This window comes from Pantoea graminicola (genome assembly GCF_048452665.1).
GTDB lineage: Bacteria > Pseudomonadota > Gammaproteobacteria > Enterobacterales > Enterobacteriaceae > Pantoea.
Genome location: NZ_JBLWSJ010000002.1, coordinates 522,352 through 542,897 on the forward strand (window position 1 = coordinate 522,352; position 20,546 = coordinate 542,897).

Here is a 20,546-nt window from a genome sequence, read left to right on the forward strand (position 1 = left end):
ATGCGTGCTTTCGAAATGAGAAGAACCCTGCTGCTGAGCCTGATGCTGCTGGTGTTATTGGCCGTGGCCTTTGTGGTCTGGTCACTGATGAGCGGCAACGATCATCGAACCAATGACGCTTACGTCAACGCCGACTACACCCTGGTCGCACCCAGGGTATCGGGTTATGTCAGCCGCGTTGAGGTGCAGGATAACCAGCCGGTCAGGGCGGGCCAGCTGCTGGCCACGCTCGACGATCGCGATTACCGGGTGGCGCTGGAGAGTGCCGAAGCCGATCTGCAGGTGAGTCAGGCAAAGCTGCTGAGCAGCCAGGCGCAGCTGGAACAGCAGCAGTCAGTCATCGATCAGCAGAAAGCCAGCGTGGCGGCGAGCCAGGCGTCCGCGCAGTATGCCGGGCAGAGCGCCGATCGCTACAACCGTCTCTATAAGAGCGGCACGGTAGCTGCCGACGACCAGCAGAAAGCCAGCTCAAACCAGCGTTCCGCGCTGGCGGCCGTACAGCAGAGTCAGGCGGCGCTGGCGTCGGCCATGAAACAGGTGGGGGTGCTCCAGGCTGCGGTACGTTCAGCGGAGGCGGATGTCGCGGCGGCGAAAGCCAGCGTCGATCAGGCCAGGCTGAATCTCTCCTATACCCGGATTACCGCGCCGGTGGATGGGATGGTCGGTCAGCGCGCGGTGCGCACCGGCGCCTATGTTTCAGCCGGCACCCGCCTGCTGGCGGTGGTGCCCCTGCAGCAGACCTATATTACGGCTAACTATCTTGAGACGCAGCTACGCGATGTGCGTCCGGGTCAGCCGGTCAGCGTGCGGATCGATGCCCTGCCGGGTCTGACCTTTACCGGCCATGTCGACAGCATCGCCCCGGCGACGGGTGCAACTTTTTCTGCCATCGCACCCGATAACGCCACGGGCAACTACACTAAAGTCGTTCAGCGTCTGCCGGTGAAAATTGTGCTGGATAGTGACCAACAGCATCTGGCCCAGTTACGTGTCGGCATGTCGGCGATCCCCGAAATTGACGTGAAATAGAATTGTGAGCAATATCTCAGAACGGACCTATTTCATTTGGTCCGGATTCCGCGTAAATTAGCGCTCGATCCTGTTCTGAGTTATTCAGATCAACCCGGAAGAGAGTAAGCCATACAGAATAATGGTGACCTCGATTCCCTGTCTGTTCGCGTTGCACTGGTCTGGGATCGCCATCATCGTAACCGCTCAGAGGAGTTGCTTTGTGAAATATGCCTTGATGGGAATATCATTTTTCGCGTTACTTTGGTTCGGAACCTTCGTTCTGCTGCTGAAGTAATGGCGCGACAGTGCCGCTACGGGGCGACCTCTGAGTCGCCCCTGCTAGCCGTTACTCCGCCTCTTCTGTTTTCAGACTGCCTGGCAGGACACCGTCGGCACGAAACATCGCCTTAATCCCCCGTACCGCCTGACGAATGCGATCGCTGTTTTCGATTAGCGCAAAACGTACGTGTGTATCGCCATAGTCGCCAAAGCCGATGCCGGGTGAGACACAGACTTTCGCATCCTGCAGCAGCTTTTTGGCAAATTCCAGCGATCCCAGCTGCGCATAGTGGTCGGGAATTTTTGCCCAGACGTACATGGATGCTTTCGGATTCTCCACCATCCAGCCCGCCTCATGCAGGCCCTTCACCAGCACATCGCGCCGCCGTTTATACTGCTCTGCAATATCGCGCACGCACTGCTGATCCCCCTCCAGCGCCGCAATTGCTGCCACCTGCAGCGGTGTGAAGGTGCCGTAGTCGTGATAACTTTTGATCCGCGCCAGCGCGGCGACCAGCTCTTTGTTGCCGACCATGAAACCGATGCGCCAGCCCGCCATGTTGTAGCTTTTTGACAGCGTAAAGAACTCGACGGCAACGTCGCGTGCGCCTGGCACCTGCATGATCGACGGCGCTTTCCAGCCATCGTAGACGATGTCAGCGTAGGCCAGATCGTGAACAACCAGCACGTTGTACTGTTTCGCCAGCGCGATAACCCGTTCGAAAAAGTCCAGCTCCACGCACTGCGCCGTTGGGTTAGAGGGGAAACCCAGGATCATCATTTTTGGCTTGGGGTAGCTCTCGCGAATGGCGCGATCCAGCTCGTTGAAGAAGTCGACGCCCGCCACCAGCGGCACCGAGCGCACCTGCGCCCCGGCGATCACCGCACCGTAGATATGAATCGGATAGCTGGGGTTCGGCACCAGCACGGTATCCCCGTGATCCAGCGTCGCCAGCATCAGGTGCGCCAGTCCCTCTTTGGAGCCGATGGTGACAATCGCCTCAGATTCGGGATCAATCTCCACCTGATAACGTTCAGCGTACCAGCGCGATATCGCCCGACGCAGACGCGGAATGCCGCGTGAAGTGGAGTAGCCGTGGGTATCGTCACGCTGTGCCACCTGACATAACTTTTCGACGATGTGCGGCGGTGTGGCCCCATCCGGGTTGCCCATCGAAAAATCGATAATATCTTCGCCGCGCCGGCGCGCAGCCATCTTCAGTTCAGCGGTGATGTTGAAAACGTAAGGGGGTAAACGTTCAATACGCGAGAAACGACGGGGTGTGCTGTTATCAGCCATGATGACCTCTGGATTACGTAAGCGCCCGGACCGTCCGAGCGACGCGGGTCACGGTGGTGACCCGTTACGAACATAACGTGCTGAGGATCATTTTGTCGAGCGTGGGGGAAAATATTTTTATTGTTGCGGATTCAGTCGTCCCAGCAGCCAATCGTTCACCCAGCAGCCGTTCAGCAGATAATTATCCCGTAGTACTCCCTCAAGCTGAAAGCCGTTCTTCTCCAGAATACGCCGTGAGGCCCCGTTTCCTTCGATGACCATTGCGGTGAGTTTGTGGAAATCGGCGTCGAACAGAAACTGGCAGAGCGCGGCCAGCGCCTCACTGCCATATCCCTGGCCGCAGTAGCGATGCAGCAGCATGTAGCCGATCTCCGCCTGGCGGTGCGGCTCCCATTCCGGGCTGCAGCCAAACAGGCCAATCGGCTCGCCGTTGTCGCGACGCCGCGCCACCAGACAGAGCATATGAAAACTGCCCGGCTGCCAGGGGGCCAGACGCTCAGTGAAACGCTGACGGATATCCGCTTCGTCCGGAATGTCGCTGACCCAGGTCATGGTGTCGCGATCTTCGTGTACGGCGCGGAACAGTTGCCAGTCTTCCGGCTGCAGTTTACTCAGGGTGAGTCTGGGGGTAACAAGTTGCATGTGCGGCTCCCGATGGACGCGATTTCCAGCAGTCGCTGAAATGCGTTATCGCGCAACATAGCAAAACGCGATCGCAGCGACCAGTCCCGGAGGGGGAAAAACAGTTCCCCTTATGCTGACTCAACTTTTCCCCTTTTTAACCGGATGGTGCCAGAATTGATCTGGAACAGCCTCTGACGGCATGCGTTGTCAGGACGCTAGCGGTTCCCGATCACATTTTTTATCATAGAGAGACTTTCCATTGCCGACGAGGCGCCCGTGTCCTCCCACTTTACGATGTTACTGGCAGTGTTTGATCGCGCCGCCCTGATGCTGATCTGCCTGTTTTTTCTGACGCGTACCCGTTCGTTTCGCCAGCTGCTGCAGAAGGATGAACATACCCGCGCGGAGAAAATCGCGGTTACCGTTATCTTTTCTCTGTTTGCGCTGTTCAGTACCTGGTCGGGTGTGAATGTCGATGGCTCGCTGCTGAATGTGCGGGTGATCGCCGTGATGGCTGGCGGCATCCTGTTTGGTCCCTGGGTCGGCATCGCAACCGGCATGATTGCCGGCGTGCACCGTTTCCTGATCGACATTCACGGCGTGACCTCCGTGCCCTGCCTGATTACCAGCGTCATTGCCGGGATCGTTGCGGGCGGCATCAACCGCCGGGTGTTAAAAGAGCATCGCTGGCGCGCCGGAATCCTCGGCGGCATGCTGTGCGAAGCCCTGACGATGGTGCTGATCGTGCTGTGGGCGCGCCCCACCTCACTCGGGCTGGCGATCGTATCGGAGATCGCCCTGCCGATGATCCTCGGCGCCTCCAGCATCGGGATTATCGTGCTGCTGGTGCAGAGCGTGGAGGGTGAAAAAGAGGCGATCGCTGCCCGTCAGGCCAAGCTGGCCCTGGAGATCGCCAACAAAACCCTGCCGCTGTTCCGGCAGGTCAACAGCGACTCGCTGCGCAACGTCTGTGACATTATCCGGCGGGAGATTAAGGCTGATGCCGTCGCAATGACCGATAAAAAGCAGATTCTGGCCTATGTCGGCTACGGTGAACACAACTATCAGCACGGGGATGATGGCATCAGCCCCACCACGGCACAGTCGATCGCCAGCGGTAAGATTATTATCAAAAACAACGATGAAGCGCACCGCACCAAAGATATCCATTCGATGATCGTGATCCCGCTCTGGGAGAAAGGCAAGGTGACCGGCACGCTGAAAATCTACTATCGCCGCGCTCACCGGATCACCGGTTCGCTGAAGGAGATGGCGATCGGCTTGTCGCAAATCATCTCCACTCAGCTTGAGGTCTCCCGCGCGGAGCAGCTGCGCGAGATGGCCAATAAAGCGGAACTGCGCGCGCTGCAAAGCAAAATAAATCCCCATTTTTTGTTCAACGCGCTGAATGCGATCTCCTCCTCTATCCGCCTCAATCCTGATACTGCCCGCCAGCTGGTCATTAACCTGTCGCGCTATCTGCGTTACAACCTGGAGCTGAATGACGACGAGCTGATCGACATCCGCAAGGAGCTCTGGCAGGTCAAAGATTACATCGCTATTGAGCAGGCACGGTTTGGCGACAAGCTGACGATGATCTATGACGTTGATGACGATCTGCACTTTCTTCTGCCGAGCCTGCTGATCCAGCCGCTGGTGGAGAACGCCATCGTGCACGGCATCCAGCCCTGTAAGGGTAAAGGCGTGGTGACGCTGAGCGTGAGGGATCTGGGCGATCGGGTGCGGATCGCGGTGCGGGATACCGGCCAGGGCATCAGCGATGATGTGATGGCGCGGGTGGCGCGCAACGAGATGCCCGGCAATAAAATCGGCCTGCTCAACGTTCATCACCGGGTTAAACTGCTGTCGGGCCAGGGATTACAGATCGAGCGTCATCAGCCAGGCACAGAGATAGCCTTTACGCTCAGCAAGAACGGCCAGCGCCTGGCGGAGAATCTGTTATGAAAGCCATTATTGTGGAAGATGAATTTCTGGCCCAGCAGGAGCTGAGCTGGATGATCCAGCATCACAGCAACATTGAGATTGCGGCCTGTTTCGACGACGGCCTCGACGTGCTGAAGTATCTGCAGCAGCATCGGGTTGATGTGATTTTCCTCGACATCAACATCCCCTCACTGGATGGGATGCTGCTGGCGAAGAATATCCATCAGTTTGCGCATAAGCCGCTGATTGTCTTTATCACCGCGTGGAAAGAGCATGCCGTGGAGGCGTTTGAGCTGGAGGCGTTTGATTACATACTCAAACCCTATCAGGAGTCGCGGATCGTCACCATGCTGAACAAACTGGAGGCCACGGCTCAGGCGCAGCAGGCGGTCAATCCGCTTCACGCCGCCTCCGCGCCGCAGACGGTGAACCTGATTAAGGATGAGCGGATTATCGTTACTGACGTGAATGATATCTACTACGTGGAAGCGCATGAAAAGCTGACGTTTGTCTATACCCGGCGCGAATCTTACGTGATGTCGATGAACATCACCGAGTTCTGCTCACGCCTGCCGGAACAGCAGTTTTTCCGCTGCCACCGCTCCTTCTGCGTCAGCCTCAGCAAGATTCGCGAAATCGAACCCTGGTTTAATAATACCTATCTGCTGAAGCTGCGCGATCTGGAGTTTCAGGTGCCCGTCAGCCGCAGTAAGGTGAAGCAGTTCCGACAGCTGATGCGTCTGTAGACCTGGTCAGGCAGGAGAGAGAATAATAAGGGTGGCGGAATTTCCGATCCGGCGTCGTCAGACAGGGCGGACCGGAAATTCAGGCGGGATAAAGCAGAATCAGAGAATGCGACCCAGCGTCTGACGCAGATGCGCGCCCGCGCCCAGCAGGCCTGGCTGATCGTGCGTGATCATATAGACCGGGATGCTGGCCACATAGTCACGGAAGCGTCCTTTATCTTCGAAAGCAGCACGGAAGCCGGAAGCCTTAAAGAACTCCAGGAAGCGAGGCACAATGCCGCCCGCGATATAGACGCCGCCAAAGGTGCCGAGATTCAGCGCCAGATTACCGCCGAAACGCCCCATGATGACACAGAACATTGACAGGGCACGACGGCAGTCGATGCAGCTGTCATCCAGCGCACGCTGGCTCACATCTTTCGGCTTCAGGTTTTCCGGCACGCGATTATCGACCTTCACAATCGCCCGGTAGAGGTTAACCAGACCCGCGCCTGACAGCACACGTTCGGCTGAAACATGGCCCAGCTCTTCGCGCAGCACTTCCAGAATCTGATCTTCTTCCTCACTGTTGGCCGCGAGATCGACATGACCGCCCTCGCCCGGCAGACTCACCCAGCGCTTGTCGACGTGCACCAGATGGCTGACGCCCAGTCCGGTTCCGGCACCATAAATCGCAATAGGTTTATCCTTAACCGGCTCGGTGCCGCCAAACTGAATCACGTTATCGGCAGTCAGCATCGGGATCGCCATAGATACCGCGGTGAAGTCGTTAATGATTTCCAGGTGTTCAAAACCGATGTTCTCTTTGAGCTTGCGCGTGGAAAACGCCCAGTCGTGGTTGGTCATTTCAACCCAGTCATCGGTAATCGGGCAGGCAATGGCAATACAGCCATCTTTAACATCCTGCTGTTGTTCATCAAGGTAGTGGCGGATGACGGCTTCGAGGCTGTCGTATTCTGATGTTGAGAATGTTTTGGCCTGGGTGATGCTGCCGCTGTCCACCTCACAAAGGGCGAGGCGTGCGTTAGTACCGCCGACATCGCCGACCAAGGCATAAGTTGTCATTCTTCTGTTGCTCCGCTTGGGGTCTTAAGAGTTGGAGGACACTATAAATTTCTGCCCATAAAACAACAACGCTCACCGGTGCGATTGGTGAGCGTCTTACTCAGGTGCGCTACAGCCTAACCGCGATAGGCCACCCTGCACAGCGGCAACTATCTGAATCTTAGCCGCCGTTGCGTTGATTCAGGCAGGCGGTGACTTTTCGAAGCAGTGGCGGCAGATCCTCTTTCTGCATGATCACTTCAATCAGCGACAGCGTCTGAGGTTCAGCCAGCCGCGCCATTACCTCATCCAGCTGCACCGTTTCACTGATGCGCCAGCTCTGCGCCTGCTCCTGCAGGCTGAAGGCGTGCGGCAGGGCTGTCCAGTTCCACTGCGCGATATCATTGTAGCGCTGCGTGGCGCCATGAATCGCGCGTTCGACAGTATACCCTTCATTGTTCAGTAAAAAGAGTATCAGCGGCTGCCGATCGCGCAGCATTGAACCCAGCTCCTGAATGGTCAGCTGCGCCGAACCGTCGCCGATAATCAGGATCACCCGGCGATCGGGATGGGCGGTCTGTGCGCCAAACGCTGCCGGAAGAGTATAGCCGATTGAGCCCCACAATGGCTGGACCAGCAGCTGCGCCTGCGAAGGCAGCCTCAGCGCCGCCGCGCCAAAGGCGGCGGTACCCTGATCGGCCACGATCAGATCGCCCGGCTGCAGGAAGCGCTGCATCGCCTGCCAGAAGGCGTGCTGACTGATCGCGGCCGCCGGTTCAGCTGACGACGTTTCAGGCAGCGCGGCGGCGAGCTGCCACTGCGCGCCATAGCGCCTGAACAGCGGCTGCAGTTCAGCGAGCGCGTCCGCCATCGACAGCGGCGCAAAATCTTCACCCGCCACCGTGGCGCTGAACGGCTGCAGATCGATCAGTCGTGCCGCGTCAAACTGCTGCGTGAAGCCTGCGGTCAGAGTATCGGTAAAGCGCACCCCAACGCAGATGGCCACATCCACCTGCTCTATCTGCTCACGAACCTGACCCGCGCTCGCCGCACCGGCATAGGTGCCGACGAAACCGGGCTGCTGCTCATCCACTACTCCTTTACCCATCAGCAGCGAGGCACAGGGAATGGCACGCTCTCTGCGCAGCGCGGCCAGCGCAGACTGCTGCTGCCAGCGCAGCGCCAGAAAGTCAGCCAGCAGGGAAACCCGCTCTGCGGGTGCCAGCAGGCGTTGCGCCGCCTCGCGGAACGCATGACGAACCGCCGCCGATGCGGGCTGCACGATCTGCAGCGGCTGCGTCGGCGGAGCGACTTCATGGGCCGCGACGTCAACAGCGATTGAAAGATAGCCGGGGCGGCGGGCCTGCAGCGCACTGGCAATCACCCGATCAATTTCGGCCGTCGCGTTATCGGCGGTAAGCAGTGCCGTAGCCGCACTCACCTCTCCGGCCATGCGAATGAAGTGCTGAAAATCGCCATCCCCCAGCGAATGATGCACACAGTCACCCTGACGCTGCGCCTGGGTCGCCGGTGCGCCGACAATATGGATCACCGGCAGATACTCCGCATAACTGCCTGCGATGCCGTTAATCGCACTGAGCTCACCGACGCCGAAGGTGGTCAGCAGCGCGCCTGCGCCCTTGCAGCGGGCATAGCCGTCTGCCGCGTAAGCGGCATTCAGCTCGTTGGCACAGCCCACCCAGCTGATGAGCGGATGCGCGATAACCCGATCGAGAAATTGCAGGTTGTAGTCGCCCGGCACGCCAAACAGATGCCTGATACCAATCTCCTGCAGACGGGTCAGCAGGTAATCTCCAACAGTGAACGTGGACATTGTGCATTCCTTTCAGGGAAGAGTTGGGTTAAGTATCTGACAGACGATTAAATTAGCGAGGTGTAGAACGCTTTTCGCCAGCCACAATGCCTGGAAAGCCGGCGTTACGCTGGCGGAATATTCTGTAAAAGCGCGATCTGCAGCGCGCTGTCACTGAGTGTAACCGTATACACTGATAGCGTTCTGGCACAAATTCCCGTTTTTTAACCTGGAGCGTTGAATGTCCTCTTTTCCTCATCCCGATCGCTATCAACAGATGGAATATCGTCGCAGCGGTCGCAGTGGTATTAAACTGCCCGCTATTTCGCTGGGGCTCTGGCATAACTTTGGTGACGCGACCCGGGTCGATAACAGCCGTGCCCTGCTGCGTCACGCGTTTGACCAGGGCATCACGCACTTTGACTTAGCCAACAACTACGGCCCGCCACCCGGTTCTGCGGAAGAAAATTTTGGCCGGATCCTGCGCGAAGATTTTCGTGCCCATCGTGATGAGCTGATTATCTCAACCAAAGCGGGCTATACCATGTGGGAGGGGCCGTATGGGGACTGGGGTTCGCGCAAATATCTCGTCGCCAGCCTGGACCAGAGCCTGAAGCGCATGGGGCTGTCGTATGTCGATATTTTTTATCATCATCGTCCCGACCCGGACACACCGCTGGAAGAGACGATGCGGGCGCTGGACCACGTTGTGCGCCAGGGAAAAGCATTGTATGTGGCCCTCTCTAACTATCCGGCAGATCGGGCTGCGCAGGCGATCGCGATCCTGTGCGATCTCGGCACGCCTTGCCTGATTCACCAGCCGCGCTATTCGATGTTTGAACGCACGCCCGAGCAGGGATTGCTTCAGACGCTGGGAGATGCAGGCGTCGGCTGTATCGCCTTCTCGCCGCTGGCCGGTGGCGTACTCACCGATCGCTATCTGCAGGGCATCCCGGATGATTCACGCGCGGCGAGCGGCAGCAAATTCCTGAGTGAGAGTCAGCTGACCGAAGAGAAGATGGAGAAGGTCCGTAAGCTGAACCTGATAGCGCAGCAGCGCGGACAGAAGCTGGCGCAGATGGCACTGGCGTGGGTCCTGCGCGATGAACGTGTTACCTCGGTGCTGATTGGTGCCAGTAAAACAGCGCAGATCGATGACGCGGTGGCGATGCTGGCACGCCGTCAGTTTAGTGACAGCGAATTAGCGGCGATTGACGCGGCCCTGCTGTAACAGTTTTACCGCCCGGTGCAGGCCGGGCGATTTCTGCGCCAGAATAGTCTCAAACCCCCGCTTCTCCCCAATTTCCTCACAATTTTCCGACACAATAATGTGGTAACAACAGCACTACGCAGGCTGACTGCGCCGCAACAGCATCAGACTGTTGATGAGGAGAATAAAATGAAAAAAGCGCTTATTTTTGCTGCCCTGCTGGCCACCTTGTCGCCGCTGGCACACCACACAGCCCAGGCCTCCAGCGCCTCTATTACTCTGGCTCCTGGCGTCACCCTGAATCTTGGCGATCGCGATCGCCGGGGATATTACTGGGATGGGGGACGCTGGCGTGAACCACGCTGGTGGAATGACCGCTATACCTACAACGAACGGCGCTGGTGGCGTCATGAGGAGTGGCGTCGTCGCCAGCAGTGGGAGCGTGAGCGCCGCTGGCATGAGCGCGACCGTGAACGCCGCTGGGAACATCAGCATCGCCGCGATCGCGACTGGGATCGTCATGACTATCGCGGCCCTGGCCCGCACGGCTTTGGGCCTCATGGCCCCGGTGGTCCCGGTGGTCCCGGCCCGCACGGTCACGATCGCCACTAAAAAAACGCCCGGCAAACCCGGGCGTTTTTTCTTTTGCGAAGCCCTTACAGCCCCAGCGCCTCTCCCACCAGCAGATAGAGATTCAGCGCGATCACCAGCACGACGATCAGCCGTCCGGTGTTCTGCATCAGACGGGAGTTAACCATATCCTCCCCCATCAGCTCGCGATTGCCGGTAAAGGCGAGCAGCGGAATCAACGCCAGCGCAATACCGAAGCTCAGGAGCACCTGACTCATGACCAGCACCCGGGTCGGGTCCCAGCCAGCCCATATCACAATAAAAGAGGGCAGCATGGTTATAGTACGCCGCACCCAGAGCGGAATATGAAAGCGGATAAAGCCCTGCATCACTACCTGTCCCGCCAGGGTGCCCACTACCGTTGAAGATAAGCCTGCGGCTACCAGGCTGAGACCGAATACCGTCGCCGCCGCCTGACCCAGCAGCGGTTGCAGCGTCAGGTAGGCCTGGTCGAGTTCAGCGATTTTACTGTGGCCACTGAAGTGAAAGGCCGCCGCAGCAGTCGCCATCATCGCCAGATTGACGAATCCGGCAATGGTCATCGCAATAGCCACATCCAGTTTGGTCGAAGAGTAACGCTGCGCTTTGCTGTCCTCGCTCTTGCCCTGGGTGAGTGCAGAGTGCAGATAGATCACATGCGGCATAATGGTGGCGCCGAGCACGCCCGCCGCCAGCAGAACGGCATCCGACGTTGGCAATGCGGGCACGGCCATACCCGCGACCAGCTCCCGGACATTGGGCTGAGAGAAGAAGAGTTCGACAATATAGGCTGCCGCTACAAACAGCAGCAGCCCGCCAATCACCAGCTCCAGCGGTTTCTGTCCACGGCTCTGCAGCATCAGTATCAGAAAGGTGGCGATCCCCGTCAGCACCGCGCCCTGCATCAATGAAATGCCGAGCAGCAGTTTGAACCCCAGGGCCGCCCCGATAAATTCCGCCAGGTCTGTCGCCATCGCAATGATCTCCGCCTGCACCCAGTAGAACCAGACGGCAGGACGGGGAAAGCGGTCACGGATATGTTCGGCGAGATTTTTGCCGGTGGCGATACCCAGCTTGGCGGACATCAGCTGAATAAGCATGGCCATAACGTTGGCCCACACCACCACCCACAGCAGCTTATAGCCATAGGCTGCGCCCGCCTGAATGTTAGTGGCAAAGTTACCCGGATCGATATAGCCGATAGCGGCAATAAAGGCGGGCCCCAGCAGTGCGAGTTTGACTTTTCTGACTCCGCGAGCGGCACGCTCGGCGGTACGACTCTCAAACATATCCGGTACCCTGTCGACGATTAGCCTGCCCCGGCAGCTTAGGGGTTAGCCTGTGCAAGTGAAATTTGTTTATTGTTATCGGTGTAATAGATGCTGCTATAAAGTATAGCCATTGCTATATCTTACAGTAAAGGACGTGATTGCTAAAAATGTGAGCAATGATGTCACTCTACGCCCGGAGTAAAATATAGACAATCATTATGTGGATATTTGAGGTGAATGATTTGTAAACAGGACGTGATCTCTGGAACTTTTCTGGAAAATATAGCGATAGCGAATACTTATATTGTGGTTCAGATCTCGTTTTTAAGTAACGCGTTACATAGAATACGCAGCAAAATACAATCCTCCTCAAATTTGGAGCAATCATGTCCCATATTTTGCAGTTTCTTCTCGCACTGGTGGTGGTCGGGATACTCTCCCTGCTGGTCAGTCACGATCGTAAATCTATTCGCGTTCGCTACATTATACAGCTTCTGGTGATTGAGATTGTGCTCGCCTGGTTCTTCCTGACCTCCGAAGCGGGACTGGGCTTTGTCAAAGGCTTCGCCGGCTTCTTTGACCACCTGCTGAAGTATGCTGCACAGGGAACCAACTTTGTCTTCGGTAACATGAGCGACAAAGGTCTGGCCTTCTTCTTCCTGAACGTACTCTGCCCTATCGTCTTTATCTCTGCCCTGATCGGTATTCTGCAGCATTTCCGTATCCTGCCGTGGGTTATCCGCGCTATCGGTACGGTGCTGTCGAAAGTGAATGGCATGGGAAAACTGGAATCTTTCAACGCCGTGAGTTCGCTGATACTGGGACAGTCAGAAAACTTCATCGCCTATAAAGATATCCTGGGCAAGATGTCACAGCGCCGCATGTACACCATGGCCGCAACCGCGATGTCGACCGTTTCGATGTCTATCGTCGGTGCCTACATGACCATGCTGCAGCCGAAGTATGTGGTCGCCGCGCTGGTACTCAACATGTTCAGTACCTTTATCGTGCTGTCGCTGATCAACCCTTACCGCGTCGAGAACGAAGAAGATCTGCAGCTGCAGGATCTGCACAAAGGTCAGAGCTTCTTTGAGATGCTGGGTGAATATATCCTGGCCGGTTTCCGCGTTGCGATTATCGTAGCTGCGATGCTGATCGGTTTTATCGCGCTGATCTCCGGTCTGAATGCGCTGTTTGACCTGATCTTCGGCATCAGCTTCCAGGGCGTGCTGGGCTTTGTCTTCTATCCGTTTGCCTGGATGATGGGCGTACCGTCTGGTGAAGCGTTGCAGGTCGGCAGTATTATGGCGACCAAGCTGGTCTCGAATGAGTTTGTGGCCATGATGGATCTGCAGAAAATCGCCGGTCAGTTGTCGCCGACCTCAGAAGGGATTCTGTCCGTGTTCCTGGTGTCGTTCGCTAACTTCTCGTCTATCGGGATTGTGGCCGGTGCGATCAAAGGCCTGAACGAAGAACAGGGCAACGTGGTCTCCCGCTTTGGTCTGAAACTGCTCTACGGCTCAACCCTGGTCAGCGTGCTCTCTGCCGCTATCGCCGGTCTGGTTCTGGCCTTCTAAGCACGCTTCCAGCGATAAAAGGGCGAGCCGGTCTCGCCCTTCTCTACCGTTCTCTTCTCTGCCCCCCTGAATCCCCTTCTGTCCTCTCTCGCTTGCACGCCATGACCACGTCTTAGCGCCATGCCACAGACAGCACAAAGCCCTGCCAGATGCGACAGTAAAGCGATTTAAGACGACAACTGGATTGCAGCAGAATACGCAACAGCGATTCAGATCCGTGCGAAACGACGACGTGATGATTGATAAGCAGAAAGTTGACAGCGACGTGTCAGAAAATGGTGGAGATAAGCGGGATCGAACCGCTGACCTCTTGCATGCCATGCAAGCGCTCTCCCAGCTGAGCTATACCCCCACATCTGGAATCGTTTTTCAGTGCCAAACTTTTGGGAAGAAGTTTGGTGGAGCTAAGCGGGATCGAACCGCTGACCTCCTGCATGCCATGCAGGCGCTCTCCCAGCTGAGCTATAGCCCCGAACCGAAAAACTATCGCGTTAAGCGACGGACGGCATAATATGAAACCGCCCTCTGGGTGTCAACGGCAAAATGACATTCTGTGTCTGATCGCTGAAAAAGGCGGCAACCTGCCAGATTTCAGTAGCATGCCGCAGGGGAAAATCGTGCCAGCTCAACAGATAGCGCCTCTGAACTGTTATTAAGACTCTCCTCAGGTTAATTCCCGGTTAAATATGTTATAGGAATTTTCTTGTCTTCGGCTTTTTCACATGCAAAACTTAGCCCGCTAATTGAATGGCAGCCGGGACCCTTTCCCGCGCACCCCGCGTCCACCAGGCGTTAACGTCCCCTTAATCATAAAAAATTACTGAGATACTATGTCGCTGCATACACCCAAAGAAATCGCCCAACTGGCGATCCAGTCAGGCGTGGCTAAAAGCCGTTCGCCTGTCAGCACCCTCCTGATCCTTGGCTTTATGGCGGGCGCATTTATTGCGACCGGCTTCCTGCTGGATCTGCATGTGATTAACTCCCTGCCTGCCGAATGGGGCTCCTTTGGCGGCCTGTTAGGCGCGGCCGTGTTCCCGGTCGGGATCATCATGACCGTGCTGGCTGGCGGTGAACTGCTGACCGGCAATATGATGACCTTACCAGTCGCCTGGTTCGCCCGCCGCATCCGTTTTACGAGCGTGGCGCGCAACTGGTTCTGGGTTATCCTGGCTAACTTTATCGGCAGCGTGGCCGTGGCGTGGTTCTTTGGACACATGCTGGGCATGACTGAAGGTGACTACCTGAAGAAAACCGTGGCAATCGCTTCTGCCAAAGTCCATGCCGATTTCCTGCACGCCTTTATTTCCGGTATCGGCTGTAACTGGCTGGTTTGTCTGGCGGTGTGGCTGGCGTTTGCCAGTAAAGATATGGTCGGCAAGATCTTCGGTATGTGGTTCCCGGTTATGGCGTTTGTCGCGATCGGCTTCCAGCACGTTGTTGCCAACATGTTTATCATCCCTGCCGCCATTTTTGCCGGTCAGATGAGCTGGGCAGAATACCTGCCAAACTTTGTTGCCGTCTTCCTGGGTAATGCTGTGGGTGGTGCCGTCTTCGTCGGTCTGGCCTACTTCCTGGCCTTCCGTCCTGCCGCTGAACCTGTCAGCAATCCGCAGTAATTCTGTTTTGCCTTTTGTCCGGTGACAAAAGGCAATTTCAGCTTCAGTTACTTTCTCCCGTTACGTTTTGCTGTAATATGTACCGCTAATGTATTGAACAGGGACAGCATCGTGAAAAAGGAATGGCTTACTCCCGAAGAGCTGGCTGCAGAAACGGGTTACAGTCGGCAAACGGTAAATAAATGGATCAAGCGGGAAAACTGGACAACCACGCCAAAGCCCGGCGTACAGGGCGGTAAGGCACGTCTTATCCATATTGACGAACGTGTAAAAAGTTTTATTCAGTCAACCCGCAATCTCAATGAACCCGCAGCAACCTATGGCGCGGTCACCAATTCGTTACCTGCGTTATTGATAAGTTCAGTCCAGCAAATGAGTCAGGATGAGCAGGATCAGTTCACCGCATTAATCTTACGTGAAGGGATTAAAGGCGTGTTGCAGCGACTGGGTATTGGTGAGGAAGCATAAAGAAACCGGAAGCGTGATGCTTCCGGCTGTATAGATTAAGCCTGCGCTTCACGCTCACTGATAAAGGCCAGCGCCTGCTCGATACGGGCCACGCTACGGCTGCGACCAATCGCCTCGACGGTGACATCCAGAGCGGGTGACTGACCGGCACCGGTCACGGCGACACGCAGCGGCATGCCGACTTTGCCCATCCCGACTTCCAGTTCATCTGCGGTACTCTGAATAGCCTGGTGCACGTTTTCTGCTGTCCACTCCGTGATGGCAGCCAGCTTGTCACGCACCACTTCCAGCGGCTGACGCGCCACCGGACGAAGATGTTTCTTCGCCGCATCGGCGTCAAACTCAGCAAAGTCTTCATAGAAGTAGCGACAGGATGCCGCCATCTCTTTCAGCGTTTTGCAGCGATCGCCCAGCAGACTCACCAGCTTCGCCAGCTCGGGGCCGGTGCGGGTATCGATATTCTGCTGCTCGATATGCCATTGCAGATGGGTTGCCACATATTCCGGCGGCAGCGCATTAATGTAATGGTGGTTCAGCCACTGCAGTTTTTCGGTGTTGAACGCACTGGCGGACTTGCTGACGGCATCCAGGGTGAACAGCTCTGCCATTTCGGCTACGCTGAAAATTTCCTGATCGCCATGTGACCAGCCAAGACGCACCAGGTAGTTGAGCAGGGCTTCTGGCAGATAGCCATCATCACGATACTGCATCACCCCGACCGCACCATGACGTTTGGAGAGTTTTTTGCCGTCATCGCCCAGAATCATTGAAACGTGAGCATAAACCGGAACCTGTGCACCAATCGCTTTCAGGATGTTGATCTGACGTGGCGTGTTGTTGATATGGTCTTCACCGCGAATAACATGGGTGATCCCCATATCCCAGTCATCCACCACCACACAGAAGTTGTAGGTTGGCGAACCATCGGTGCGGCGGATAATCAGGTCATCCAGCTCCTGGTTGCTGAACTCGATCGGGCCACGGATCTGGTCGTCGAAGATCACCGACCCCTCCTGCGGATTGCGGAAGCGCACGACGCACGGCTCATCGTCGGCGTGGTGTTCATGGCTGTCACGGCAGCGGCCGTCATAACGCGGCTTTTCATTATTCGCCATCTGCTCTTCACGCAGCGCGTCCAGACGCTCTCTGGAGCAGTAACATTTATAGGCTGTACCGGCTTCCAGCATTTCATCAATGACCGCGTTGTAGCGATCGAAACGTTTAGTCTGGTAGTAAGGGCCTTCATTCCAGTCGAGACTCAGCCAGTTCATGCCATCCATGATGGCTTCGATCGCTTCCGGCGTGGAGCGTTCCAGGTCGGTGTCTTCGATGCGCAGTACGAACTCGCCCTGGTTGTGACGGGCAAAGAGCCAGGAGTAAAGAGCGGTACGAGCGCCACCGACATGCAGATAGCCCGTCGGGCTGGGCGCGAAGCGTGTTTTGATTTTCATTAAATAGTGCCTTAGATGCGCAGGTTCTCTGTCTGGATGACAAAAAACAGGTTAGACGCGAAAAACAGTGGGCACATTCTAGCATCTGATGGTGAATCCTCAATGCGTGCCCGCCAGTTGGCCGCCGTGAAAAGGCGCTTTTCTGCCAGAAAAACCAGCACATTGGCTAAAAGCGCGACAGGATGTTTAAAAATAAACCGAACGCACATTTATGTTTTAAAAAGCGTTGACTCAAAATCAACTATCCCTATAATGCGACTCCACACAGCGGGGGTGATTAGCTCAGTTGGTAGAGCATCTCCCTTACAAGGAGGGGGTCGGCGGTTCGAGCCCGTCATCACCCACCACTCTTAACAGGGTGCCCGCAGTGAACAGGTATGAAGATATGGGTGATTAGCTCAGTTGGTAGAGCATCTCCCTTACAAGGAGGGGGTCGGCGGTTCGAGCCCGTCATCACCCACCATATCTTATCTGTTAAAGCAGTACTGAAGTACGAAGTGGGTGATTAGCTCAGTTGGTAGAGCATCTCCCTTACAAGGAGGGGGTCGGCGGTTCGAGCCCGTCATCACCCACCACTTCGGGTCGTTAGCTCAGTTGGTAGAGCAGTTGACTTTTAATCAATTGGTCGCAGGTTCGAATCCTGCACGACCCACCAATTCAGAAGAAAGCGCCTTTAAGGCGCTTTTTTCGTTTCTGACGCACAGTGATAATCGTGCAGGATGAGAACCTGCAGCAGGTTCGACTGAATCGCAGGCGATTCAGGCTGAGGCGACAGCCTCACCCATCGGGCTGATGGCTATCCTGCACGACCCACCCATTCAGAAGAAAGCGCCTTTAAGGCGCTTTTTTCGTTTCTGCTGAACCGCCATTTACGGGCTTTCCTCTTTACGTCCTTTTACTACCCTATTCATTCAAGTCGTTTCGCTGCGTGCCGATAACGTAGGTGACGACTTACAGGGAGAAAATGATGTCTTCAATTTCCGGAATTTTAAGCAGTGCCGTCAGTGGCGGTGACAGCAGCGGTGGCAGTATTGCCTCGCAGATCTCTGCGCTGAATAAACAGATTCAGAACGTTTTAACCCAGGTTAAAGAACTGGCCGACAACCACGAGCTGACTGACGAACAGAAAGCCGAAATGCAGCAGATGTACCAGTCACAAATCACCATGATTCAGGCTCAGATTGCACAGCTGGAACAGAAGCAGGCCGAGCAGGATCAGCCGAAAAGTGACCCGATGACCGTCAGTGAGAACAAGGCGGATGGCATTAACCGGCCAACCGACAGCAATAAAGTAAACGTTTATATCTGACCCTAAAACGCCGGTCTGGCCGCGCGTTGTTGCGCCAGCAGCGCCGCCTGCTGGCGCACCTCCTGCCAGATCGCTTCGGCTGCGGGCGTCAGCGAGCGGTTTTTCCGTTTTATCAGGGTCAGGCTGCGATTAATTTCCGGGTAGATCCGCCGCACCGTTAATGCGCGATCGGCGGGCAACGGCAACGCCAGCGCGGGCAGAATACTGATGCCAATCCCCACTTCCACCATCGGGAAGAGCGTTGCGGGATGGCCGATCTCCTGTACCACTTCGGCCCTGACATTCTGCTGCTGCATTGCCGCGTCAATCAGTATCCGGCTGCCGGAGGCGTAATCCTGCAACACCATCATCCGCCCCTCCAGCATCGGCCATTCCGCCCTTTCCACCTGCGCCAGCGGATCGTCTTCACGGCATAACAGCAGGAAAGGCTCATCCAGAATCGCGATGCTGTCGAAGTCGGTGTCGCTGAGTGGCCCGATCACAATGCCAAAATCCACTTCCGCATTCCGCACACTCTGCAGCACCCAATGCTGAGCACGATCGTGCAGGATCACTTTGATATCGGGAAAATGGTGCTGGCTGGCGGCCAGACACTGGGGCATCAGATGGGCGGAGATAGTCTGACTGGCTGCGACTCTGACCGTGCCGCTGCGCTGCTCGCCAAAACTGCGGATATCCAGCAGCGTGGTGTGGATCTCCTCCAGCAGCCGCTCCATGCGTGACGCCAGCTGTTTACCCGCTTCGGTCAGCATCACTTCGCGGGTGGTGCGATCCAGCAAACGGACGCCGGTTTCCGCCTCCAGCTCTTTGATGCTGTGGCTGACCGCCGACTGGCTCAGACCTATCGCCTGTCCGGCCTGACTGAAACCCCCGTAGTGTGCGACGGCGATAAAGGTGCGAAGCTGCCGAAGGGTATAATTCATCGATTACGCTCATAGATTAATTTAATAAATCAATTTTATTTCTAAACACGTTTCACGCACAATCGCCCTATTGAAAATTTACCGGAATTTAACAATGGGATTTTTAAAGTTTGATCCGATGATGGTGAAACTCATCATCACGGTGTTACTGGCCTCCTTTTTGCCCGCAAAAGGGATCTATGTCGATATCTTCAGCTACCTTGCGACGGCCGCGATAGCCCTGCTGTTCTTTATGCACGGTGCCAAACTGTCGCGAGAAAAGATCATCGCCGGCAGCAGCCACTGGCAGCTGCATCTCTGGATTATGTTCAGCACCTTTGTGCTCTTCCCGGCGCTGGGCCTGCTGCTGGTCTGGTGGCATCCGGTCGATGTCGGCCCGGAAATTTATACCGGCTTTATCTATCTCTGTATCCTGCCTGCCACAGTGCAGTCCGCCATTGCATTTACCTCCATGGCCGGGGGTAACGTTGCGGCTGCTGTCTGCAGCGCCTCGGCATCCAGTCTGCTGGGCGTCTTTATTTCGCCGTTACTGGTCAATCTGGTGATGGATATTCACAGCAGCGCGCCGAGCGACGGTCTGGAGCAGATTGGCAAAATCATGCTGCAACTGATGGTCCCGTTCGTGCTGGGCCACCTCTCACGTCGCTGGATTGGCGGCTGGATTGAGAAACACCGCAGCCTGATTGGTAAAACCGACCAGACCTCGATCCTGCTGGTGGTTTACTCCGCCTTCAGCGAAGCGGTGGTGAACGGCATCTGGCATCGCGTGGGTCTGACGACGCTGATGTGGATCGTGGCGGGTTCTGTTCTGCTGCTGGCGGCCGTGCTGATTATCAATCTGCTGGCGTCGCGCCTGTTCCGCTTTAAACGCGCCGATGAGATCGTGGTGCTGTTTTGTGGCTCGAAGAAGAGTCTGGCGAATGGCGTGCCGATGGCGAACATCCTGTTCCCGGCCAGTACGGTGGGGATTATCGTGCTGCCACTGATGATCTTCCATCAGGTGCAGCTGATGGTCTGTTCGTTTATTGCCGGACGCTACAAGAAGAGCAACGAGAAGCAGCAGGCGCTGCAGGTGAAAGGTTCCGTAATGGAGTCACAGAAGTAACCGGGCCCGCCTGCGCGGGCACGATTAGCTGCGGGTCTGGAGCGGTCTGACTAACCCCTCCAGACCCTCTGTTTTGATGACCAGCGTAAGCTGCATCAGATCGCCCAGCTGACCGGATGGAAAATCGCCACTGCGGGCGAACCAGAGCAGATAAGGCTCCGGCAGGTCGATCAGCATCCGCCCCTTGTATTTGCCAAACGGCATCGGCGTGTTGGCTATCGCCACCAGCTGGTGCTCATCCAT

Annotated in this window: 18 protein-coding genes, 6 tRNA genes and 1 pseudogene; 15 read left to right on the top strand and 10 right to left on the bottom strand. The window is 56.3% G+C overall.

Going from position 1 to position 20,546, the window contains the following annotated elements; genetic code table 11:
• Both ACNY69_RS06425 and ypdK read left to right on the top strand, forming a co-directional pair.
• Positions 1–1,029, top strand: coding sequence for an HlyD family secretion protein (locus ACNY69_RS06425; protein WP_111141174.1), 1,029 nt, complete (start codon positions 1–3; stop codon positions 1,027–1,029).
• Positions 1,030–1,231: 202 nt separating this feature from the next.
• Entirely contained in the window at positions 1,232–1,306 is a 75-nt protein-coding gene (gene ypdK, locus ACNY69_RS06430) for a membrane protein YpdK (RefSeq protein WP_099257831.1), read from the top strand.
• A gap of 51 nt (positions 1,307–1,357) precedes the next feature.
• Here the strand turns inward: ypdK and alaC are convergent, their stop codons facing one another.
• Together alaC and ACNY69_RS06440 are read right to left on the bottom strand one after the other, a co-directional pair.
• Positions 1,358–2,590, bottom strand: coding sequence for an alanine transaminase (gene alaC, locus ACNY69_RS06435; RefSeq protein ID WP_418797645.1), 1,233 nt, complete (start codon positions 2,588–2,590; stop codon positions 1,358–1,360).
• Positions 2,591–2,707: 117 nt separating this feature from the next.
• Complete coding sequence (locus tag ACNY69_RS06440; RefSeq protein WP_111141172.1) at positions 2,708–3,232, bottom strand: GNAT family N-acetyltransferase; 525 nt, start codon at positions 3,230–3,232, stop codon at positions 2,708–2,710.
• A gap of 276 nt (positions 3,233–3,508) precedes the next feature.
• Here ACNY69_RS06440 and ACNY69_RS06445 point away from each other — a divergent pair, with 276 nt between their 5' ends.
• Together ACNY69_RS06445 and ACNY69_RS06450 are read left to right on the top strand one after the other, a co-directional pair.
• On the top strand, positions 3,509–5,179 hold the full coding sequence (locus ACNY69_RS06445; protein ID WP_111141171.1) for a sensor histidine kinase: 1,671 nt from the start codon (positions 3,509–3,511) through the stop codon (positions 5,177–5,179).
• Positions 5,176–5,904, top strand: a complete 729-nt coding sequence (locus ACNY69_RS06450) for a LytR/AlgR family response regulator transcription factor (protein ID WP_111141170.1) — start codon at positions 5,176–5,178, stop codon at positions 5,902–5,904. Before ACNY69_RS06445 ends, ACNY69_RS06450 begins: the two co-directional genes overlap by 4 nt.
• 99 nt (positions 5,905–6,003) lie before the next feature.
• On the opposite strand, the gene glk is transcribed toward ACNY69_RS06450, so the two are convergent.
• Both glk and ipdC read right to left on the bottom strand, forming a co-directional pair.
• The gene (gene glk, locus ACNY69_RS06455; protein ID WP_111141169.1) at positions 6,004–6,969 is read right to left on the bottom strand and encodes a glucokinase; all 966 of its coding nucleotides are present in this window, start codon (positions 6,967–6,969) and stop codon (positions 6,004–6,006) included.
• A 160-nt stretch (positions 6,970–7,129) separates the two neighbouring features.
• Positions 7,130–8,782, bottom strand: a complete 1,653-nt coding sequence (gene ipdC / locus ACNY69_RS06460) for an indolepyruvate decarboxylase (RefSeq protein WP_418797648.1) — start codon at positions 8,780–8,782, stop codon at positions 7,130–7,132.
• 220 nt (positions 8,783–9,002) lie between these two features.
• Between ipdC and mgrA the strand changes: the two genes are divergently transcribed.
• A complete protein-coding gene (mgrA, locus tag ACNY69_RS06465; RefSeq protein WP_367395682.1) occupies positions 9,003–9,992 on the top strand; it encodes an L-glyceraldehyde 3-phosphate reductase in 990 nt (329 codons plus the stop codon).
• A gap of 168 nt (positions 9,993–10,160) precedes the next feature.
• Positions 10,161–10,508 (top strand): annotated as a pseudogene (locus tag ACNY69_RS06470) (DUF2502 domain-containing protein); the annotation flags it as partial.
• Positions 10,509–10,627: 119 nt separating this feature from the next.
• Here ACNY69_RS06470 and ACNY69_RS06475 read toward each other — a convergent pair.
• Positions 10,628–11,869, bottom strand: a complete 1,242-nt coding sequence (locus ACNY69_RS06475) for an Nramp family divalent metal transporter (protein WP_293772832.1) — start codon at positions 11,867–11,869, stop codon at positions 10,628–10,630.
• 368 nt (positions 11,870–12,237) lie between these two features.
• Between ACNY69_RS06475 and ACNY69_RS06480 the strand changes: the two genes are divergently transcribed.
• Positions 12,238–13,428, top strand: a complete 1,191-nt coding sequence (locus tag ACNY69_RS06480) for a NupC/NupG family nucleoside CNT transporter (protein ID WP_111141164.1) — start codon at positions 12,238–12,240, stop codon at positions 13,426–13,428.
• 276 nt (positions 13,429–13,704) lie between these two features.
• Here ACNY69_RS06480 and ACNY69_RS06485 read toward each other — a convergent pair.
• Positions 13,705–13,780: transfer RNA gene (locus ACNY69_RS06485), tRNA-Ala, on the bottom strand.
• Between the two features lie 44 nt (positions 13,781–13,824).
• A tRNA-Ala gene (locus ACNY69_RS06490) sits at positions 13,825–13,900 on the bottom strand.
• 358 nt (positions 13,901–14,258) lie between these two features.
• Between ACNY69_RS06490 and ACNY69_RS06495 the strand changes: the two genes are divergently transcribed.
• The gene (locus ACNY69_RS06495; RefSeq protein WP_418797651.1) at positions 14,259–15,047 is read left to right on the top strand and encodes a formate/nitrite transporter family protein; all 789 of its coding nucleotides are present in this window, start codon (positions 14,259–14,261) and stop codon (positions 15,045–15,047) included.
• A gap of 111 nt (positions 15,048–15,158) precedes the next feature.
• A complete protein-coding gene (locus ACNY69_RS06500; protein WP_111141162.1) occupies positions 15,159–15,515 on the top strand; it encodes a YfeC-like transcriptional regulator in 357 nt (118 codons plus the stop codon).
• A 35-nt stretch (positions 15,516–15,550) separates the two neighbouring features.
• On the opposite strand, the gene gltX is transcribed toward ACNY69_RS06500, so the two are convergent.
• Positions 15,551–16,966 (bottom strand): glutamate--tRNA ligase, encoded by a 1,416-nt coding sequence (gene gltX, locus ACNY69_RS06505; RefSeq protein WP_293772835.1) that lies wholly within the window; start codon positions 16,964–16,966, stop codon positions 15,551–15,553.
• A gap of 271 nt (positions 16,967–17,237) precedes the next feature.
• On the opposite strand from gltX, the gene ACNY69_RS06510 reads away from it, so the two are divergent.
• The 5 genes from ACNY69_RS06510 (at position 17,238) to ACNY69_RS06530 (ending at position 18,275) form a co-directional block, all read left to right on the top strand.
• A tRNA-Val gene (locus ACNY69_RS06510) sits at positions 17,238–17,313 on the top strand.
• A 40-nt stretch (positions 17,314–17,353) separates the two neighbouring features.
• Positions 17,354–17,429: transfer RNA gene (locus ACNY69_RS06515), tRNA-Val, on the top strand.
• A 36-nt stretch (positions 17,430–17,465) separates the two neighbouring features.
• Positions 17,466–17,541: transfer RNA gene (locus ACNY69_RS06520), tRNA-Val, on the top strand.
• Between the two features lie 4 nt (positions 17,542–17,545).
• A tRNA-Lys gene (locus tag ACNY69_RS06525) sits at positions 17,546–17,621 on the top strand.
• A 312-nt stretch (positions 17,622–17,933) separates the two neighbouring features.
• A complete protein-coding gene (locus ACNY69_RS06530) occupies positions 17,934–18,275 on the top strand; it encodes a FlxA-like family protein (protein WP_111142087.1) in 342 nt (113 codons plus the stop codon).
• A gap of 2 nt (positions 18,276–18,277) precedes the next feature.
• Here ACNY69_RS06530 and ACNY69_RS06535 read toward each other — a convergent pair whose 3' ends face one another.
• Positions 18,278–19,198, bottom strand: a complete 921-nt coding sequence (locus tag ACNY69_RS06535) for a LysR family transcriptional regulator (RefSeq protein WP_293772837.1) — start codon at positions 19,196–19,198, stop codon at positions 18,278–18,280.
• Between the two features lie 94 nt (positions 19,199–19,292).
• Between ACNY69_RS06535 and ACNY69_RS06540 the strand changes: the two genes are divergently transcribed.
• The gene (locus ACNY69_RS06540) at positions 19,293–20,303 is read left to right on the top strand and encodes a bile acid:sodium symporter family protein (protein WP_418797654.1); all 1,011 of its coding nucleotides are present in this window, start codon (positions 19,293–19,295) and stop codon (positions 20,301–20,303) included.
• A gap of 24 nt (positions 20,304–20,327) precedes the next feature.
• Here ACNY69_RS06540 and ACNY69_RS06545 read toward each other — a convergent pair whose 3' ends face one another.
• Positions 20,328–20,546: a DUF3820 family protein gene (locus tag ACNY69_RS06545; protein ID WP_128085986.1), complete on the bottom strand. Its 219-nt coding sequence runs from the start codon at positions 20,544–20,546 to the stop codon at positions 20,328–20,330.

What these genes read in the sequence shown, in the direction of transcription:
- ACNY69_RS06425 (WP_111141174.1), top strand. Translation starts at nt 1, where the DNA reads ATGCGTGCTTTCGAAATGAGAAGAACCCTGCTGCTGAGCCTGATGCTG.
- alaC (WP_418797645.1), bottom strand. Translation starts at nt 2,590, where the DNA reads ATGGCTGATAACAGCACACCCCGTCGTTTCTCGCGTATTGAACGTTTA.
- ACNY69_RS06440 (WP_111141172.1), bottom strand. Translation starts at nt 3,232, where the DNA reads ATGCAACTTGTTACCCCCAGACTCACCCTGAGTAAACTGCAGCCGGAA.
- ACNY69_RS06445 (WP_111141171.1), top strand. Translation starts at nt 3,509, where the DNA reads ATGTTACTGGCAGTGTTTGATCGCGCCGCCCTGATGCTGATCTGCCTG.
- ACNY69_RS06450 (WP_111141170.1), top strand. Translation starts at nt 5,176, where the DNA reads ATGAAAGCCATTATTGTGGAAGATGAATTTCTGGCCCAGCAGGAGCTG.
- glk (WP_111141169.1), bottom strand. Translation starts at nt 6,969, where the DNA reads ATGACAACTTATGCCTTGGTCGGCGATGTCGGCGGTACTAACGCACGC.
- ipdC (WP_418797648.1), bottom strand. Translation starts at nt 8,782, where the DNA reads ATGTCCACGTTCACTGTTGGAGATTACCTGCTGACCCGTCTGCAGGAG.
- mgrA (WP_367395682.1), top strand. Translation starts at nt 9,003, where the DNA reads ATGTCCTCTTTTCCTCATCCCGATCGCTATCAACAGATGGAATATCGT.
- ACNY69_RS06475 (WP_293772832.1), bottom strand. Translation starts at nt 11,869, where the DNA reads ATGTTTGAGAGTCGTACCGCCGAGCGTGCCGCTCGCGGAGTCAGAAAA.
- ACNY69_RS06480 (WP_111141164.1), top strand. Translation starts at nt 12,238, where the DNA reads ATGTCCCATATTTTGCAGTTTCTTCTCGCACTGGTGGTGGTCGGGATA.
- ACNY69_RS06495 (WP_418797651.1), top strand. Translation starts at nt 14,259, where the DNA reads ATGTCGCTGCATACACCCAAAGAAATCGCCCAACTGGCGATCCAGTCA.
- gltX (WP_293772835.1), bottom strand. Translation starts at nt 16,966, where the DNA reads ATGAAAATCAAAACACGCTTCGCGCCCAGCCCGACGGGCTATCTGCAT.
- ACNY69_RS06530 (WP_111142087.1), top strand. Translation starts at nt 17,934, where the DNA reads ATGTCTTCAATTTCCGGAATTTTAAGCAGTGCCGTCAGTGGCGGTGAC.
- ACNY69_RS06535 (WP_293772837.1), bottom strand. Translation starts at nt 19,198, where the DNA reads ATGAATTATACCCTTCGGCAGCTTCGCACCTTTATCGCCGTCGCACAC.
- ACNY69_RS06540 (WP_418797654.1), top strand. Translation starts at nt 19,293, where the DNA reads ATGGGATTTTTAAAGTTTGATCCGATGATGGTGAAACTCATCATCACG.
- ACNY69_RS06545 (WP_128085986.1), bottom strand. Translation starts at nt 20,546, where the DNA reads ATGGATGAGCACCAGCTGGTGGCGATAGCCAACACGCCGATGCCGTTT.